The sequence below is a fragment of the Collinsella tanakaei genome (assembly GCF_030373545.1).
Classification (GTDB): Bacteria; Actinomycetota; Coriobacteriia; order Coriobacteriales; family Coriobacteriaceae; genus Collinsella; species Collinsella tanakaei_C.
Genome location: NZ_JAUDCO010000008.1, coordinates 21,385 through 38,916, shown reverse-complemented (window position 1 = coordinate 38,916; position 17,532 = coordinate 21,385). Strand labels below are relative to the sequence as shown.

Sequence of the window (17,532 nt, the reverse complement as noted above, 5' to 3'; positions counted from 1 at the left end):
ACCTATTGTGCGACAAGATGGTGCCAGGTACAAACTTGTCGGCAGCGCGCCGATCATCTCCGGCCCCTTTTGGGACGCGTGCGCATCGGCGGCCCCATAAACCCGCTGATGCGGTGCAGTTTTCGGGAGATGCCCTGCGAGCATGTATGATAGGGGGGTTCGAGCGCGCGGCGCATGCCGCCGCCTACCGATTGCATGCAGAAAGGGAGCAGCATGTCGCAATCTTCTTCGAATAGTGCCGGCCAGAAGGTTCTGGTCTTTGACTTCGGCGCGCAGTACGGCCAGCTCATCGCCCGCCGCGTGCGCGACCTGCATGTGTACTCCGAGATCGTTCCGTGCGATATCACCGCTGACGAGGTTCGCGCCCTGAACCCGTCGGCCCTCATTCTCTCCGGCGGCCCCGCCTCAGTGTACGCCGAGGACGCCCCGTCGATCGACCCCGAGGTGCTCGAGCTTGGCATTCCCGTGCTGGGCTTCTGCTACGGTCATCAGACCATGGCGGTTGCTCTGGGCGGCGAGGTCTCCCACTCCGAGATCGGCGAGTACGGCCCGGCGACGATCGAGCGCGACCGCGAGAGCGCGCTGTTCAACGCCACGCCTATCGAGCAGACCGTGTGGATGAGCCATCGCGATGCCGTCTCCCGTGCGCCCGAGGGCTTCGTGGTGACCTCCTCCACCGAGGTGTGCCCCGTGGCCTCCATGGAGTGCCCCGAGAAGAAGCTGTATTCCACGCAGTTCCATCCCGAGGTTCGTCACACCGAGTACGGCCAGCAGATCCTTTCGAACTTCCTGTTCGGCATCTGCGGGCTTGAGCCCACGTGGACCATGGACAACCTGGTCGAGTCCATGTGCGCGGACATCCGTAGGACCGTGGGCGACGATCGCGTGATCCTGGCGTTGTCGGGCGGCGTCGACTCGAGCGTGGTCGCCGCGCTCGGCGCCCGCGCCATCGGTCGCCAGATGACCTGCGTGTTCATCAACCACGGCCTGCTGCGCAAGGGCGAGCCCGAGCAGGTGGAGGAGGTCTTCACCAAGCAGTTCGACGTGGACTTCATCCACGTGCACGCCGAGGAGCGCTATGCCGCCCTGCTCGACGGCGTGACGGAGCCCGAGGAGAAGCGCCGCATCATCGGCACGCAGTTCTGGAAGGAGTTCTTCGCCGTGGCCCAGCAGCTCGACGGCGTGAAGTACCTGGCCCAGGGCACGATCTACCCCGACATCATCGAGAGCGGCGCGCGCAAGACCGGCGGCAAGGCCTCGACCATCAAGAGCCACCACAACCTGATTCCGTTCCCCGAGGGCGTGCACTTCGATCTCATCGAGCCGCTCGACCACTTCTTCAAGGACGAGGTGCGCGAGCTCGGCTTGGCGCTCGGTCTGCCCGAGCACATCGTGTACCGTCAGCCGTTCCCGGGTCCGGGCCTGGCCATCCGCATCATCGGCGCGGTCAGCCCCGAGAAGCTCGAGATCCTGAAGAACGCCGACGCCATCGTGCGCGAGGAGCTCGATGCCTACAACGCGCGCCTGTTCGAGGCGACCGGCGAGCGCAACTCCGAGCACAGCTGCTGGCAGTACTTTGCCGTCCTGCCCGACATCATGAGCGTGGGCGTCATGGGCGACGAGCGTACCTACGCGCGCCCGGTGATTCTGCGTGCCGTGGAGTCGAGCGACGCCATGACCGCCGACTGGGCCAAGCTGCCCTACGACGTGCTCGCGCGCATCTCCGGCCGCATCGTGGCCGAGGTCCCCGGCGTGAACCGCGTGGCGTACGACATCACGAGCAAGCCGCCCGCGACGATCGAGTGGGAGTGATTCGCCCCTCAAAACGGTTCGCAACGATTCTGAGCGAAAAGTAACAAAATAGCAGGTCAACGAAGGGTTTTGTCCAAGTCGGGCAGAACCCTTCGTCACGCGGGGAAACGCTCCGTTCGGGTTTATTCGTACCGGAATTCGTACCGCCCCAGAGGGCTCTGGAGCCCCAGGGGAGGAGAAAAGGAGCGCAAAAATGACCGACTGGAAGGCACTCGAGGACGCCGAGGACCACGCCTACTTCATGGCGGAGCTCGTGGACATCTCGCCCGAGAGCTACACCCTCGAGGAGAAGAAGCAGATCCTACACGACATGATTGCGAGCTTCTCCGCCATCGAGAACGCGATGCGCGGCGAGTTCGCGGAACTCGACGAGGTCATCCAGACTTGTCTGATAGACGATCTCACGGCGGACAGGACGAGGAGGGGAGTGTGTGTCGCCACTAATTTGAGATTCGCAGTTTAGACCAACGGGCGGTACCGATTCCACCAACGTACATTTTCCGTTTCAGCCAACGGGTTTGCGCTCGATAGTGCGGAGACGCGGAAGGGAGATATGGAGAAAGCTCTGACCCGGAAGCCTCTAGGTCCAGGAGCTTTACCGGGGCTTTTCCGCGCTCGGTGGCATGCGCCTCGCGCGCGACACGCTTTCCGGAAGCCCGATGGGTTTGCCGTCCAGTACGACCGCTGAATCAGAGTCAGGATCTACACGCAATCGGCTAAAGGATTTGCCGCGCGAAAAGAGGGCGGAGAAGCAAACGCGTGAGATTGTCATCGGTGGTGTCATCAAGTTCACGGCAATGCCAAAAGCCGGTGGCGCGCTGAGAAGATGGCAGTGGGGCCCATGCGGAATCGGAAGTGCCAGACCATGTTGTACGGCGATGACGGGGCGATCCGGAAGCGCGATGGCAGGTGAACGGCGAAGAGTCCTTTTCGCCTTTCTCGGCTGTTTGCGACCCCTACATTTCATTGGCTCACTGATGTTTCGGGTACCTTCTATATGGCTGGGGACATTGCAGTTGCAAAGGCCGTTACTGCTGATGTGTCCTTTCGTTCGGCGACTTGTCAAAAGCAAACTGGACATTTCGCAAATATAATTGTTTCTAACCTGGGGCGAGACATTATTCGGGTTGGGGAATCATGGATATCTTACAGGAGACTCAGAATAGACGCCGGACCATCTTTACTGACGCATTTGACAAGTGCGAGATCCCCCGAGATGTTTACGACCTTCTCTCTGAAGGTTGGCCTACGGACTTGATCTCCGGCGTGGCCCGGAACCCCTCGTGCCCGACGGAAACACTGGCGCGGCTCGCCGCCGACGCGGACCGGGGCGTGCGCCGCAACGCCGCCCTGAACCCCTCGTGCCCGCCGGAGGCGCTTTTGCGGCTCGCCGCCGACGCGGACCCGGTCGTGCGCGAGAACGCCGCTGGGAACCCCTCGCTCCCGCCGGAGGCACTTTCGCGGCTCGCCGCCGACGCGGACTGGCTCGTGCGTCGTCCGGCCGCCAAGAGCCCCTCGTGCCCGCCGGAGGCGCTGGCGCGGCTCGCCGCCGACGCGGACTCTTTCGTGTGCGAGTACGCCATCGGGAACCCCTCGTGCCCGCCGGAGGCGCTGGCGCGGCTCGCCGCCTGTGCGGACTCGGACGTGCGCAAGTGCGTCGCCCGAAGCCCCTCGTGCCCGCCGGAGGCGCTGACGCGGCTCGCGACCGACGTGGACCCGTTCGTGCGCGTGAGCGTCGCCGGGAACCCCTCGTGCCCGCCTGGCGCGCTTTCGCGGCTCGAGGCCGACGCGGACTGGCTTGTGCGCGAGGGCGTCGCCGGGAACCCCTCGTGCCCGCCAGGCGCGCTTTCGCGGCTCGAGGCCGACGCGGCCCCGGTCGTGCGCGAGGGCGTCGCCGGGAACCCCTCGTGCCCGCCAGGCGCGCTTTCGCGGCTCGCCGCCGACGCGGACCGAGACGTGCGCCGCTCCGCCGCCCGAAACCCCTTGTGCCCGGCTGAGGCGCTGGCACGGCTCGCTGCCGACGCGGACTCGGGCGTACGCTTGTGGGTTGCCCGGAATCCCTCGCTCCCATCGGAGGCGCTGGTACGACTCGCGACCGACGCGGACCCGTTCGTGCGCGAGGGCGTCGCCGGGAACCCCTCGTGCCCGCCTGGCGTGCTTTCGCGGCTCGCCGTTGACGCGGATCGGGGCGTCCGCAATCGCGTCGCCAGGAACCCCTCGTGCCCGCCTGAGGCGCTGGCACGGCTCGCCGCCGACGCGGACCGAGACGTGCGCGAGAGCGTCGCCGGGAACCCCTTGTGCCCGCTTGGGGCGCTGGAGCGGCTCACAGATGATACGAGCTGGGGCGTACGTGGGAACGTCGCCCAGAACCCCTCGTGTCCCCGGACAGCGATACTACGACTTGCGCAGGGCGCCGAGAGCCCGATCCGGTACGATGCCGCTTCGAATCCGGTCTTCCTGTCATTCCCCTCGTCGGAATCCGCCGACAACGCGAGCACTTCCTTTGTAGACGAGCTCTCGAGGCTTGCAGAGCTTCATAAGAAGGGAGAGCTCAGCGATGAGGAATTTGCAGTCGCAAAGAGCCGGGTTCTTGGAACATAAGCGTGCGGGGCCGTTTTGGTCCCATGGAGAATACGCCGGCCTCTAGGTTCTCCCCCTTCGTCCCCACGCTCCTTCCGTGACGGCTACACTTCGTTTGCTGCCGACCGTTCAGGACGGGAGCGGAGGGGGACTCCGCGCGCTGCAAGGGAGGAAGCGAAGGCGAAGCCGGAAAAGCATCGCGGCCCTTGCGGGGAAAGCGGGACCCGTGACAGGCTGCGCGTACGAGGAATAACCGGCATCCGCCGGCCTCGGCTTAGCACAACACGCAACGTGTCAGACTGATGGAAGCTGTGGAACCTTAAAGGTCGGAGGCCACATGAGGATTGTCGAATTAACGATCGAGAACTACCGGAACCTCGATGGCGTGTCGATAAAGCTTGACGAGGACGTGAACTATATCGTCGGGGAGAACAACCTCGGCAAATCGAACGTGCTCGACCTGCTCAATACAATCTTCAATCAAGCAATGATCAGCGAGGAGGACTTCGCTGACGTCGGAAAGCGGTCAGGGGCTGTAGTCACGCTAAAGATGGACGAGGACGAGCTCGGAACGACGGGGCTCGACATCGACCCCATGACCGGAGACACCATCACCGTACACGCCTTTGCCGACGACCCGGATTCCCGAATAGAGTTCGAGCTCGAGGGAAGCGGGGAAAAGATCCCTCCTTCACTGATGAGGTCCGTGCACATGTTCAGGTACTCGACGGCAACATTCAACAGGGGAGACTTGGCGTTTGACGGTACCCGAGGGGTCGGCAAGGTTCTCGCCAAGGGCATCGCGCTTTACCTTGAAAAGGAGAGTAAGGGAGTTTCCGACTTTCTCGACGATAAGGAGCTTGAGGGTCTGGCTTCAGAGCTCAATGCAATCGTCGACGATGTCCCCATCTTGTCGTCGTATGGGGTGAAGACGGGCGTCGATGTGTCGGATGATGGATCGCTTGGAAGCTTGGTTGCCTTGCTGGATAAAAGTGGCGTCCATTTCAAAAAGGCGGGGGTAGGCCTGCAGTACCTTGCCATCGCCTCTCTCTCGATAGTCGAGAGCATTATGCGCCTCTCGCCCACACGCCTTTTAGAGAGCCTCTGCTTGGGCGCCGACGGCGAGCTTGTGCTGCATGCCGTGCTGGCATACGACGAGCCCGAGGCCCACCTCCACCCGTATATGCAGAGGCGGCTCTCAAAGAGCCTGCACAGGATTTGCGAGGGGAAGGATGACAAGTTCAACGCCCTTCTTAAGACCTATTTCGGAATCGATTCAATCAAGGCCCAGCTCATCATGGTGACGCATTCCCCAAACATTTTGGCTCGCGGCTACAAGAACATCGTGCGGTTTGGGCAAGGCGAAGGTTCCCCGACGGTCAAGTGCGGAACGGATATCGCCCTGTCCAGCAAGGCGGAAAAGCACCTAATACGGAGCTTTGATTCGATAAGGGAGGCTTTTTTCGCCTGGTCGGTTTTGGCCTTTGAGGGGGAGACGGAGTCCGGAGCCATCCCAGTCTTCGCGCGCAGCCTTGGGATGGATTTGGACGATTATGGAGTTGTGGCGATTAAGGCCGGAGGGAAGGGGAGTGTGGGGCCACTTTGTGAGCTCCTGGGCGAGTTCGAGATCCCAAGCTTTTCCATCGTCGACAGGGATAACGGGGCGCCTAACACTTCGGGAGATCACATAACGACGACCGAGCGGGATTTCGAAGCCGAGGTCATCGACGCTCTCTTTGCGAAAGGCAACCAGAGCTCGTTCATCACGCTTCTTGAGTCTGAGGATCGCTTGCAAAGGGCAACACCCATTAAGGGCAATAGCAATGTGCTACAAAAGGCGTGCGCTGCCTACGACGTCAATTTGACGGACCCTGAGTACGATTTCCAGGGAGTGGAGTTCGATGGGGAATTCGCTGACACGCCCAAAGCGCGTGCGCTCATGCATGCATGGCTTTCATCGAACAAGGGCGTTAGATTCGGCGTGGCTTTGGCGGAGGAGCTTGGTGCCGACAGCGTTCCCGCATGCTACGAGAGCATCATTCGCAGGGCGGCGGGGCTCTGATGCTGTGGAGGCAAGATGACCTGAGAAATGGTGTCAGGGCTGCGATCGAAGAGCGCTGCGGTGGGGACGAGTCACAGCTCTTTGCGATCTTCACGTCATCAAGGAGGGTCTTTGTGGAGGCGCCGGCGGGCTATGGGAAGACGACGGCGATGACCGGACGAGCATGCTGGCTGCTGGCATCCGGTGAAGTCCCACCACCAAAAAGGGTCATGGCCCTGACCTTTAGCGTCGCCGCGGCGCGGAGGATGCGGGCGGACATGAGCGCCGCCTTGTCGGCGCTTCCCGGTTCCGCGGCACGGCGCTTCGAGGGCAGAGTCATGACAACCAACTTCCACGGTTTCGCATGGGCTCTGCTGCGAAGGTACTGGAGATCGCTCTCGCTGCCAGCCTGCGTCGACGAGCTTTCCATGCTTGATGACAATGGTGCTGTCGACGAACTGATTTCGCGAGGCGGCGGCATAACTTACGATGAAAAGAAAGTCGTCGACAGCTTTCTCAGCTCCATGAGACACGGTCGAGACGAAGACTTGAGGCGCTTGATTTGCCCCTTTAATAAAGTCATCAGGGATAGATTTGTGCCGAATGGCATCTTGCCATACTCCGCGATGATCTCCCTTGCAATCGAATTGCTTGCCCTCTGTCCGAAGCTGAGGTCCTATCTGTCGGCAGCTTATCCTGTCGTGCTTGTCGACGAGGCGCAGGACACAAATGCCCTGTGCTATATCTTCCTAAATGGTCTGCTTTCAGAAGAGTCGGGAATCTGCATGTTCGGCGATCCCATCCAGCGCGTCTACGGCTTTATTGGCGCGATGACGGGACTAAAGGAAAAGGCATCTACCGACCTACGCCTCTTGCCGCTTGAACTCGAGCATAACCATAGGTTTTCCGAAGGATCTATCATCGGAGAGCTCGGTGCCGCGATTCGCTCCAACATGAAGGGAGGCCCTGTCGGCGGAACACCCCGACTGCCCGTCCTCATCAGCTCAACGCAGCAAGGCGAAGCGGCTGCCATCGTTTCCAAAGTCGCAGAGCTTGCGCAAGGCGAGGGAGGGAGAACCGCAATTCTCGTTCGCAAGCGCGGCCCCCTTGCCGACCTCATCATGGACGGGTTGGACGAAGAGGGCGTCTCGTACTTCAACGGACTCTTCTCAGATACAAGCTCGGAATTCATGGCGTTCAACGCGCTTGCCCTCTCCAAGATTGTCGATGCAGCACCTGGTGAAAAAGGCGTCAGTCGTTCCGCTGCAGACAGAATCATCGAGTCCGTCTCCGAAGAGCTCCTTTCCGGCTCCAAGGGATTCGAGTATGGGCGGTCCTACGCCATGCTTCTCGGAGCGCTGAGGAAACACCTTGCGGCAGATTGCGCGGCGATGAGCCCTTCGGAGCGGCGCGACTATATCTTGAGCATCTTCTCCGAGGGCTCCCTGCGGCGTTTCTCGGATTACCTCGATGCTGGCATCTCGATGATGACCGTTCATTCCGCCAAGGGGCTCGAGTGGGACAGCGTTTTCATCCCGGGTGTCACGCGTTTAGATTGGCCGGGAGGAATGTGTATTCAGTGCGATAGGACTGGTATGTGCTCACGTTCCGCGCAAAGTTGCCGGATTGTCGATATGAGGAGAATGCCAGACGGGCTTATCGAGGAAATCGGCCTGCTGTACGTCGGCGTCACTCGCGCTCGAAAGGCGGTGTATGCCTCCGCCTCGATGCAACGTAGGACAAAATCCGGGGACTATCAGGCCACCCATCCCTCTTGTCTAATGTCTATTCCGGGTATTGCGCCTGTGAGCTGGGCGGTGATGGATACGGAGAGCTGACTTCTGGTGCTACGAGACGTGTCCGTTATGGCCGTGAGAGCCGGTCGGCCGCCCTGTCCATGACCTCGCTGAGCATGGCCAGACCGTTCTTCAACTCGCCCTGCTTGGAGAAGTAGCCCTTGTGCGCCATGAATCGCCTGCGCAGGGCTCGGAGCTTCTCTGCGGCGTCCCCTCTCGCGTCCTCGCTCTTGACTAGGTGCATGTAGCAGAGGGCGAGGGCGGTGAAGTCGTGGACGATGGGCGCCCTCTTGGTGAGCGACACGAGCTCTCGGTCGATTCCCAGCTCCTCGACCGCCATCCTCGAGATGGAGCCGACGGGCTTCCTCAGCTTCGAGCCGAGCGTGCTGAGCATGTTCCCGTTGTGGGCGGCGGCGTTCCTCAGCGCCTTCGTCGGGAAGAGCAGGCCCTTTACCGCCTCCCCGTCCTTCATCGCCTGCCGCTCGAAGACGTAGTACTTGTAGAGCGAGATGACGCCCCCGAAGGATGCGAGTTCGAGGTAGCTCCAGACCGCCATGTGCCCGGGGTTCCCGTACTTCTCGACGAGTCCGCGGGTGTACGAGGACCCGCCCAGCCCGGCGAGGCTCCTCTCGGTGTGGTCGGGGTCTATCCCGCCGAGCGAGTCCGATGCCAGGTGCAGCAGGGAGGCGAGGGCGGAGATGGCGGACCTGGCGTCCGATGCCGCCAGGCCTCCGGACAGGTCCATGACGGTCGGGGCCTTCGACCGAACGGAGCAAAGGTCGACCCTCTTCTCGAGGACCCTGACCTTCCTCTCGCGCTCGGAGTCGAAGAAGGACGCCATGAGCTCATAGGGGTCGTCTCCCGCGTCCATGATCATCCTGTTGAGCTCGACCTTCATGTAGTGCTCGATGTCGAGGGTGAGGGAGAGGACCGTCTCGCGGAGGTGGTGGTCGAGCTTCGTGAGCTCGGCGAGGTAGGCGAAGTCGAGGCCGATGTAGGAGCCGAAGTGCTCCGAGCTGGGGTTGGTGTATCTGGAGAAGCACTTCGCGAACGCCTTCACCTTGAAGAAGAAGTTGCTCTCCCGTAGGAATCGCTCGGCCTCCCGCTCGTCCGTCAGCTCGAAGCGGACCCCTCGCTCCTTGAGGTGACGGACCTGCTGAGCGGCGTCGATGAGTGGCCGTTCCTTTGTTGTCGCTGCGCCGGGGTCTTCCATATCGGCTCCAAAAGATAAGAAAAATGCGGCTGAAGGTACAGGTACCCGCAGCCGCTAAAAGCCCTAGGGCTTTTCACAATGACTGAAGTATACCCGATTGAGGCGGACGGGGGAAAGCGCTTGGGAAGTGCGGGTCATCCATCAGAGGAGTCCCACACCCTCGACACAGAGGGGTCTGCGCGCACGACGATCACGCTGGCGCCGGCGGGGGCGGGGGTAGGCTCGCCCCTCACCTCCGCGACATGCCGAAGATGAGGGCGTCCTCCCGCTCGACGTCCGAGGGCTCCGCCTCGCCGCGCATGGCGGAGAACTCCCGCGCGAGGAAATCGACCGTCCAGGCGAGCCCCTCGTCGACCTCTCCGGCGGACCGTATGCGCCTGAGCTCCCGGTACACGCGCGCCATCTCGTCGCGGAGCATCTTGTAGACGCGCACGTCGGGCCTGACGACGACCTCCTCCTCGAGGGCCCGCTTGTAGAGGTAGTCCTGCTTGGTCATGCCCGACGTGCGCGCCATGAGGTCGATGCGCCTGGCCTGCTCGGGCGTGACGCGGAAGCCGATGGTGACGCTCCTCTCGCGGGCGGAGTTGGGGCAGGGCATGTCAGTTCTCCCTTCTCGCCCCGTCCAGGGCGCGGGCCATGTCGGCCTGGACGCTGGGGAACAGATGGGCGTAGCGGTAGGTGATGTCGGCCGCCTCGTGGCCCATGCGGTCCGCGATGGCGAGCGCGGTGAAGCCCATGTCGATGAGCAGCGACACGTGGCTGTGCCTGAGGTCGTGGACGCGGATCGGCTCGAGGCCCGCCGCCTTGCTGCCGCGCGCCATCTCGTGGCTGAGGAAGTACTTGGTCACGGGGAAGATCCGCTCGTCGGGGTCGAGGTCGAGCGCGGAGAGGAACGCCTCCATCTCCTCCGCGTAGAAGCGCGGCATGGCGATGACGCGCTTCGACTTCGGGGTCTTCGGGTCGGTGAGGACGTCCTGCCCGTCGATGCGCTGGTAGGACTCCGCGACGGTGAGGGTCCCCCGCTCGAAGTCGAACCTCCGCGGCTTCAGGGCGAGCAGCTCCCCCTCGCGCACGCCGCACCAGTAGAGCGTCTCGAAGGCGTGGAAGGAGAGCGGCTTGTCCATGATCTCGTCCGAGAACCTGAGGTACTGGTCCTTGGTCCAGAACCTCATCTCGCCGGCGGACTTCGACCCCATGGACTCGGCCCTGCGGCACGGGTTCGACGAGAGGCCGTAGAATCGCACGGCGTGGTTGAAGAGCGCGCAGAGCTGGTTGTTGACGGTCTTGAGGTAGGTCGCGGAGAACCCGCCCCCGCTCGGCTTCTCGAGGGCCATCAGCTCGTTCTGCCACCTCACGATGTCGACCGGGGCGATCTGGTTCATGCGCTTCTCGCCCAGGTAGGGGAGGATGCGCTTCGTGATGATGGACTCCTTGGTCTTCCAGGTGTTCAGGCGCAGGCGCGGCCCCATGTCCTTCTTGTAGAGCTCGAGGAAGTCGACGAGCTTCATGTCCATGTCGCCCGCCTGCACGGCGTAGAAGTCGCGCTCCCACGCGAGCGCCTCGGGCTTGGTCTTGAAGCCCCGCTTCACCTTGTGGGCGCGCTTGCCGTCGTAGGTCTTGTACCAGGCCTGGACGTACCAGGTGCCGTTCCGCTTATCCCTTGTCACCGACATCGGAATCCCCCTCGCCCTCGAACAGGCGCTTTTCGAAGTACGCGCGGCTGACCCGCCCGGGCACGGTGATGCACCCCCGCTCCTCCATCTCCTTGTTGAGCCGGCGGATGAGCTTGTAGGCGTAGGCGCGCGACATGCCGAGGGCCTCGGCGACCTCGTCCGCGCCGATGGTTCTGCTCTCCATCTCTCTCCAATCTCGCGACAGCACGAAAACGTGCTGTCAGTTCGGATACTAGCAGCACGAAATCGAACGGTCAACATGACAATCCTTCATATCCTGATGCGTTATCCTGAGATAAGCAGGTACACCAGATATACGAGAGAGACAGGGGAGACATGGCGGACGGCAGCAGGATACGCGAGCTCCGGACGAGGCGCGGCCTCCTGCAGCGCGAGCTCGCCGAGATGGCGGGCGTGACCGAGTCCGCGGTGCGCAACTACGAGCTCGGGCTTAGGACGCCCCGGCCGCAGCACCTGGAGGCCCTCGCGAGGGCGCTCGGGGTCGCCCCCGCCGCGCTCGCCGACTACGGGGTCGAGACGGCGCGCGACGCGATCGAGGTCCTGTTCCGGCTCGAGGAGAGCTTCGGCGCGAGGCCCGAGGCGGACGCGGGTGGCGCACGGGTCGCCGTGGACCCAGCGGCGCCCGGCGCCCAGAAGCTCGACGCGGCGGTCAGGGCGTGGGCCGCGATGCGCGCGAGGCGGGACTCTGGGGAGATCTCCGAGGAGGAGTACCTCGACTGGAAGCGCGGGTTCACCGGAAGGTAGATTTCGGCGGTTATGGGGGCGTTCTCTGTCGAAACGCCGACGGATACCCCCTTAACGGAGGTTTTCAGCAGTCGGGTGCACGGCCGGTCAAGTGAGTCGGCTTGACGCCCTCCTTTGATAGAATCATCAATGGGAGTTTCCTCGCGGAGCTCGCTCTGTTGCATATTTCTGCTTTGAAGCCCCCGACCGACAAATCGGCGTTGAGTTCAATTTGAGTTCAACTCGGACATGCGAAATGTGCCTGATTTCGGTTAACGGGGAGACGACGGTACACCACGTGGACGAGAGGCCATGGAAATGCACGATTCGATTACTGAGTGGGAATAAATGGTGATACGTTTTCGTATCAGTTTGTGACCCATCGTACCCTCTGAGTATTGCCTGCTCAGAGGGTATTTATTATGTTTTGATGATGCGGTCACGTATTATCGTGGCCCACGAAACGACAACGTCTGCGATAGCGTCTTGCGCGCGGCTTACGAGTTGTTGTTCGTCTTTCTACCAGGCGTTTTCGGCATATTTATGACGACGCCCAAAGAATGTCACTTGATACGTTTTCGTATCATTTCCTGCGCTTTTCCAACCTATGCGGGACCATCGACCCGTAAGCCGCCTGCAATTCCAGAACTGATACGTTTTCGTATCATTTTTTCGAAAGAGAAAAACCAGCTTTTGGGTCAAAGCTGGGTCACGGCGTGAAAAAGCCTCTGACGGGGCCCTTTTCTCCATGTCCGGCTCGACTGCGCCCTGGACGAGTCCTTCCAGGCGACGCATTGACACCGACCTCTCGAATCCTCGCCTGTTCGACGACCATATAAGAGAACCGCCCCGCAGGATTGCCTGCGAGGCGGAATAGAACTCGTAGAGCGCTTTTGGCGAAGCCTAGATGCGAGACCTTCTCAGAGCGAACACCCCTGTTGCGATAGAGGCGACGGCAAGGATAGAAAGCGCTGTTATCGGCAGCATGGAGTCGTCGCCGGTCTTGGCGAGCGATTCCTTGTCGCCGTCGCTGGCGGCCTTATCGTTCGCAGATTCATCATCGGCCGGCTGCTTCTCTGCTGCGACGACGGTGAACTCGGTCTCGGCGGTGCCTGTATCGGAGACGATCGCCAGCGTGTGCTTGCCTGCAGACAGGGTTTCAAGATAGGAGGCATTCAGGGTGACGACAGTGCTGCCCTCCTTTACCGTGTAGTTGGAGGAGTCCACGTCGTTTCCGTCCACCTGCACCTTCTGGAAGTCAGCGAAGGCGGCGTTGGAAGTGAAGGACAGTCCGTCCTCGCTACCCTTTTGCCAGGTGGCGTTGGCTCCGGCGATGATAGCGGGGGCGAAATCGGAGTCGACCGCGCCGCATGCCATGCAATGCCCGTCATCGCCATAGCTATGCCCAGCAGCTGGAATTATCCACTCGCTTTCTTCTATTTCTTCTGTACCGTTTTCATCTTTGAAATGCTTGCCGCAGGCATCACAGGTCCAATATTCAACATTGCCGGGCTCGGTGCAGGTGGCAGGGGTCGCCTCGGTCTTGGTGAGCGTATGTTTCAAAGTGAGATTACTTGGCTTCACTTCGTCAATCACATAGCCATCGCCCATAGCGCCGTCGGAAATGGCGAGAGAATCAGCGATGTCGGTGCCGTCTTTGTCTTCTACGGAAACGATTGCAACATGGACTTTGCCGTCTTCGGATTCCTCAGCGCTTTTCAACACTTCGTAGCACCATACATGTGCGCCCTGTGGCCCATCTATAAACGGATCGGTGCCTAAGCTCAAGCCTTCCCTTACATAGACATTGGTTAAGTTAACGCATCCATAAAACGCGCCATCACCAATAGAGGTGACGCTCTCGGGAATGGTGATCTCTTTCAAGCTGGAGCAATAGGTAAATGCGTAATCCCCGATGGAGGTGACGCCCTCGGGGATGGTGATCTCTTTCAATCTGAAGCAAAAGTCAAATGCATGATCCCCGATGGAGGTGACGCCCTCCGGAATGGCGATCTGGGTCAAGCTGGAGCAATTATTAAACGCGCGATCACCAATAGAGGTGACGCCTTCGGGGATGGTGATCTGGGTCAAGCTTGAGCACCCACTAAATGCATAATCCCCGATAGAGGTGACGCCTTCGGGGATGGTGATCTGGGTCAGTCTGGAGCAATAGAAAAATGTGCCGTCCCCGATAGAGGTGACGCCCTCGGGGATGGCGACCTGGGTCAGTCTGGAGCACCCGCTAAACGCCCCATCCCCGATAGAGGTGACGCTCTCGGGGATGGCGACCTCCGTCAGGCTGGAGCACCCTCTAAACGCCACACCCCCGATAGAGGTGACGCCCTCGGGAATGGCGATCTGGGTCAAGCCATAGCAATAAGAAAACGCGCCATCACCAATAGAGGTGACGCCCTCGGGGATGGTGATCTGGGTCAAGCTTGAGCACTCACTAAATGCATGATCCCCGATAGAGGTGACGCCCTCGGGAATGGCGATCTGGGTCAAGCTTGAGCACCCACTAAATGCATGATCCCCGATAGAGGTGACGCCCTCGGGAATGGCGATCTCGGTCAAGTCTGTGCACCAGCTAAATGCATGATCCCCGATAGAGGTGACCTTGTATTTCTGGTCACCGACTTCTATCGTTCCAGGGATTTCAACATCGCCAGAAATGCCAGAGTCGGCGTGCGTCACCATCGCCTCTTTGGTTTCCGCATCGTATTGATAGGTTATTGGGCCTATCGTGGTTTCGCCCGTATCCGCAAAACATGGCGTGGCTGCGACGAAAGGCAAAGCAAATGCCAGGAGGCAGAGTAGACTTAAAATACTTTTCTTCATGACGGGTCTCCTCGCCTTATGAATAATCCATTGTTTTATTATCCCATAAAAAGAATGTTTTTCCCATAAAAAGAATGTTTTCCGCCTTCCGCTCTTGACGGAAGGCAGGGAGGAAGCCTCCGAGGGCGCATGGTTTGCATCCCCCGATTGCCGTATCAGAGACGGCGTGCGCGCCCGTTGAAAACCACCTGTGACCACTCCCCTTCGTAAATATGGGAGTAGTCGCCAGGGAATAGTCGCAAATCAGATGAAACGGAAGCAGAAACCTCATTTTGTAATCACCCCGCCCGATTACAAAATGATTCGCTCTACAAGGAACTTCCTGAAAGAGGAGCAACAAGATGACACGATATAGCATGTATTTTAAATTTGCTACGATCGGGTGGGAATAGAACAGATGTTTGATATAATAATATAGTATCAGATAGCGGGCACGGTTTCAATCGAATCCGTGCCCGCTGCTGTATGTGCGTCCTTGCACGCCCAATATGCGCCGTAAAAGCCGTCTTCTTCAACGTTAAAGTGAATGCGCTTCGTTTTCGCCTCTCAAAATCTTATTTTCACGATTTGCATTTTCATCCCGTTGTCACCGACCCTTGCGAGAAACCGGAAAAAGCCGCTAACAGAAGGGTCTCTCAAATCGTTGTAACCCAGCATATAGCCGCGACTTGTGACCTGCAGACGGCTGTTCCACGTGCCGATTTCCTTGGCGGCATCCGAAACCGCAAAATATGCCCCCACATCCTTGATTCTTGCAGTCTTAAGCCATGTTTTTGCAATCATCTTTACTGCCGTTCGATTGGCAGCATCAAAGACCAGCACACCGCCGGGGAAAGCGTCCGCCATCTCCCGCACCAGTTCCCGGACCTGCTGGGTCAGAAAGTAATAGAACACCCCGGAGGCAAAGAACACCGCCCCGCCGGAGGCATCGATTTTGCCGAACCATGCGGTGTCTTTCAGATCGCAGGGGATATTTTGTTCTCGATCCTCGGCGGGCAGCAGCTGCTGCCGCAAGGCAATCACATCCGGGAAGTCCAGATTGTAGATCTTGCATCTACCGTTGTCGCAGGTTCTGCCGGTGTTGTCCAGCCCACAGCCCAGATTGACCACCGCCGCATCGGGGTGGCCTTTCAGGTAATCCCGCACCTCGAAAGCAAGATCACCCTGCCGCATGGCCACCTCCAGCGCACCAAAGCGCTGCATCAGGCTGCGGGAGTTTTTCTCTGCCTCTGAAAAGTCGTAGTCGATCTGGTCGAGCAGACGAGCCGCTGTTTCATCCTTGTAAAGATTCGGGTACAGCTCCGTACACAGCTTCCGGGAATACAGGGGGAGGATCAACGTCTCCTGCACGGTGTTTTTCTCAATTTTGCATTTCATAGGTTTCTTCCTCAGTGAATAAAAACTGTCATAATTGCCGCCAGCACAGCTGCTATGACCGTCATGCCTATCGCCATGTGCAGGATGGATGCAAAAATGCCCGTGCTTGGTGTCCTTACTTCCGTGCCGTGACGCAGAGCCACTTTTTCTTTTTGCGTATCTGCACCTCGTGAAAGCCCGCCTGCTCCAGACACGCCTTTAATTCAATGTCCTTGTAGATGGTCATGCCGCCGATGATCTGCGTCCACCTCTCGTCCTTGTCCGTATCGCCATTGCTCTCGTTGCAGATAAGAATTGTCCCGCCTGGCTTCAGCGTCCGCCAGACCTCACGGAAGCATCGGGGTAAATCAGGCCAAAAATAGACGGTCTCAAAGGCCGTGGCAGCATCGAAGTAGCTATCCTCAAACGCCATATCCGCCACGCTGCCTTGCAGAACGGCGCAACGCCCCTCCTGAATTGCGGTTCGGTTGAGCTTTCTAGCCTTCTCCACGCTGACGGGTGAATAGTCGATGCCCTTGACGACGCCATGCGGGCATTTTTTCAGCAGCCGTTTTATGTTCGCCCCGCCGCCGCAGCCGCAATCCAGCACCTTGGCGTTTGGCGCAAGCCGTAGAAATCGAAGTCCCCACCGTGCCACAGGGCTGTGGCCCAGATTCATCATGGCAACCATAAGTTTTCCGCCGAGGCCCACGGGCTTGCGGGTGTTTTCAAAGAACGACATCCGGCCCCTCCGATTTCGTGCATTCCGCATAGGTCAACGGGAACGAGGCCTTCAGCACCGCGCTTTTCTGCACCGCCCAGCCGTTTTGACGCAGGAAACGCAGGTATTCCTCGCTTGTCCACCTGCTGTGGAGGGGGAATCCCGCCATGCTCATAAAAAAGGCTTTTGCCTTGCCGGAAACCGAGTTCCCCGCGTGGGTGAAGGTTGGCGCGATGAGCACGCCGTCGTCCTTCAGCATCCGCCTGATTTCTCGCAGGGCCTTTTCCGGATGCGGCACTATGTGAAGCGCGTTGGACGCGATCACCACTTCGAAGGACTTCTGTGCATAGGGCAGGCGGAACATATCTTGTACGGAAAAGTGCGGCTTCGCGGATTGATTGCCCCGCTCTGCTTCAAGGATCATCTTTGCAGAAGCGTCCGTAGCCTCGATGTGCGCCGCCGCATCCACGATGCTCTTTGCGATAAGCCCCGTGCCGGTGGCAACTTCCAGTACGGTTTTTGCTTTCACCACCGGCCGGATCAGCCCATACATCTTCTCATACGCCGCCCGGTCGTTTCGTATGAATCGGTCGTACCGACCGGCATTCTTGTCCCAGAAGCCCTTGCGTTCGTGCATGGCTATCGCCCCCAAAAAGTTAGAGACATCTAACTATAACACACGAATCATGCGGCAAGTTAAGGCCAACCGTATTATCTTGGCTAAGATGCATCTCTCCTTGATTGCCAAACTTAGTGCA

Annotated in this window: 14 protein-coding genes; 6 read left to right on the top strand and 8 right to left on the bottom strand. The window is 59.9% G+C overall.

What is annotated here, in order from left to right:
• The first annotated feature begins 213 nt into the window (after window positions 1-213).
• The 5 genes from guaA to QUW00_RS07570 all read left to right on the top strand — a co-directional run bounded on the left by guaA (window position 214) and on the right by QUW00_RS07570 (window position 8,271).
• Window positions 214-1,812, top strand: a complete 1,599-nt coding sequence (gene guaA / locus QUW00_RS07590) for a glutamine-hydrolyzing GMP synthase (RefSeq protein WP_289613779.1) — start codon at window positions 214-216, stop codon at window positions 1,810-1,812.
• Window positions 1,813-2,005: 193 nt separating this feature from the next.
• A complete protein-coding gene (locus tag QUW00_RS07585; RefSeq protein ID WP_289613778.1) occupies window positions 2,006-2,275 on the top strand; it encodes a hypothetical protein in 270 nt (89 codons plus the stop codon).
• 674 nt (window positions 2,276-2,949) lie between these two features.
• Window positions 2,950-4,413 carry an SHOCT domain-containing protein gene (locus tag QUW00_RS07580; RefSeq protein ID WP_289613777.1) on the top strand — a complete coding sequence of 488 codons (1,464 nt, stop codon included), beginning with the start codon at window positions 2,950-2,952 and terminating at the stop codon, window positions 4,411-4,413.
• 316 nt (window positions 4,414-4,729) lie between these two features.
• Window positions 4,730-6,454 (top strand): ATP-dependent nuclease, encoded by a 1,725-nt coding sequence (locus QUW00_RS07575; protein ID WP_289613776.1) that lies wholly within the window; start codon window positions 4,730-4,732, stop codon window positions 6,452-6,454.
• Window positions 6,454-8,271: a UvrD-helicase domain-containing protein gene (locus QUW00_RS07570; RefSeq protein WP_289613775.1), complete on the top strand. Its 1,818-nt coding sequence runs from the start codon at window positions 6,454-6,456 to the stop codon at window positions 8,269-8,271. The genes QUW00_RS07575 and QUW00_RS07570 overlap by 1 nt, the downstream gene beginning before the upstream one ends.
• Window positions 8,272-8,296: 25 nt before the next feature.
• Here the strand turns inward: QUW00_RS07570 and QUW00_RS07565 are convergent, their stop codons facing one another.
• The 4 genes from QUW00_RS07565 to QUW00_RS07550 all read right to left on the bottom strand — a co-directional run bounded on the left by QUW00_RS07565 (window position 8,297) and on the right by QUW00_RS07550 (window position 11,299).
• Complete coding sequence (locus QUW00_RS07565) at window positions 8,297-9,442, bottom strand: Abi family protein (RefSeq protein WP_289613774.1); 1,146 nt, start codon at window positions 9,440-9,442, stop codon at window positions 8,297-8,299.
• A 229-nt stretch (window positions 9,443-9,671) separates the two neighbouring features.
• Entirely contained in the window at window positions 9,672-10,040 is a 369-nt protein-coding gene (locus QUW00_RS07560; RefSeq protein WP_289613773.1) for a plasmid mobilization protein, read from the bottom strand.
• Between the two features lies 1 nt (window position 10,041).
• Entirely contained in the window at window positions 10,042-11,115 is a 1,074-nt protein-coding gene (locus tag QUW00_RS07555; protein WP_087202233.1) for a site-specific integrase, read from the bottom strand.
• Window positions 11,096-11,299 carry a hypothetical protein gene (locus QUW00_RS07550; protein ID WP_006720085.1) on the bottom strand — a complete coding sequence of 68 codons (204 nt, stop codon included), beginning with the start codon at window positions 11,297-11,299 and terminating at the stop codon, window positions 11,096-11,098. Before QUW00_RS07550 ends, QUW00_RS07555 begins: the two co-directional genes overlap by 20 nt.
• A 152-nt stretch (window positions 11,300-11,451) precedes the next feature.
• Between QUW00_RS07550 and QUW00_RS07545 the strand changes: the two genes are divergently transcribed.
• The gene (locus tag QUW00_RS07545) at window positions 11,452-11,880 is read left to right on the top strand and encodes a helix-turn-helix domain-containing protein (RefSeq protein WP_289613772.1); all 429 of its coding nucleotides are present in this window, start codon (window positions 11,452-11,454) and stop codon (window positions 11,878-11,880) included.
• An 882-nt stretch (window positions 11,881-12,762) separates the two neighbouring features.
• On the opposite strand, the gene QUW00_RS07540 is transcribed toward QUW00_RS07545, so the two are convergent.
• The 4 genes from QUW00_RS07540 to QUW00_RS07525 form a co-directional block, all read right to left on the bottom strand.
• Entirely contained in the window at window positions 12,763-14,697 is a 1,935-nt protein-coding gene (locus QUW00_RS07540) for a leucine-rich repeat domain-containing protein (protein ID WP_289613771.1), read from the bottom strand.
• 546 nt (window positions 14,698-15,243) lie between these two features.
• Window positions 15,244-16,074, bottom strand: coding sequence for a class I SAM-dependent methyltransferase (locus QUW00_RS07535; protein ID WP_289613770.1), 831 nt, complete (start codon window positions 16,072-16,074; stop codon window positions 15,244-15,246).
• A 115-nt stretch (window positions 16,075-16,189) separates the two neighbouring features.
• A complete protein-coding gene (locus QUW00_RS07530; protein WP_289613769.1) occupies window positions 16,190-16,795 on the bottom strand; it encodes a class I SAM-dependent methyltransferase in 606 nt (201 codons plus the stop codon).
• Window positions 16,782-17,411, bottom strand: a complete 630-nt coding sequence (locus QUW00_RS07525; protein ID WP_289613768.1) for a class I SAM-dependent methyltransferase — start codon at window positions 17,409-17,411, stop codon at window positions 16,782-16,784. Before QUW00_RS07525 ends, QUW00_RS07530 begins: the two co-directional genes overlap by 14 nt.
• Window positions 17,412-17,532: the final 121 nt, after the last annotated feature.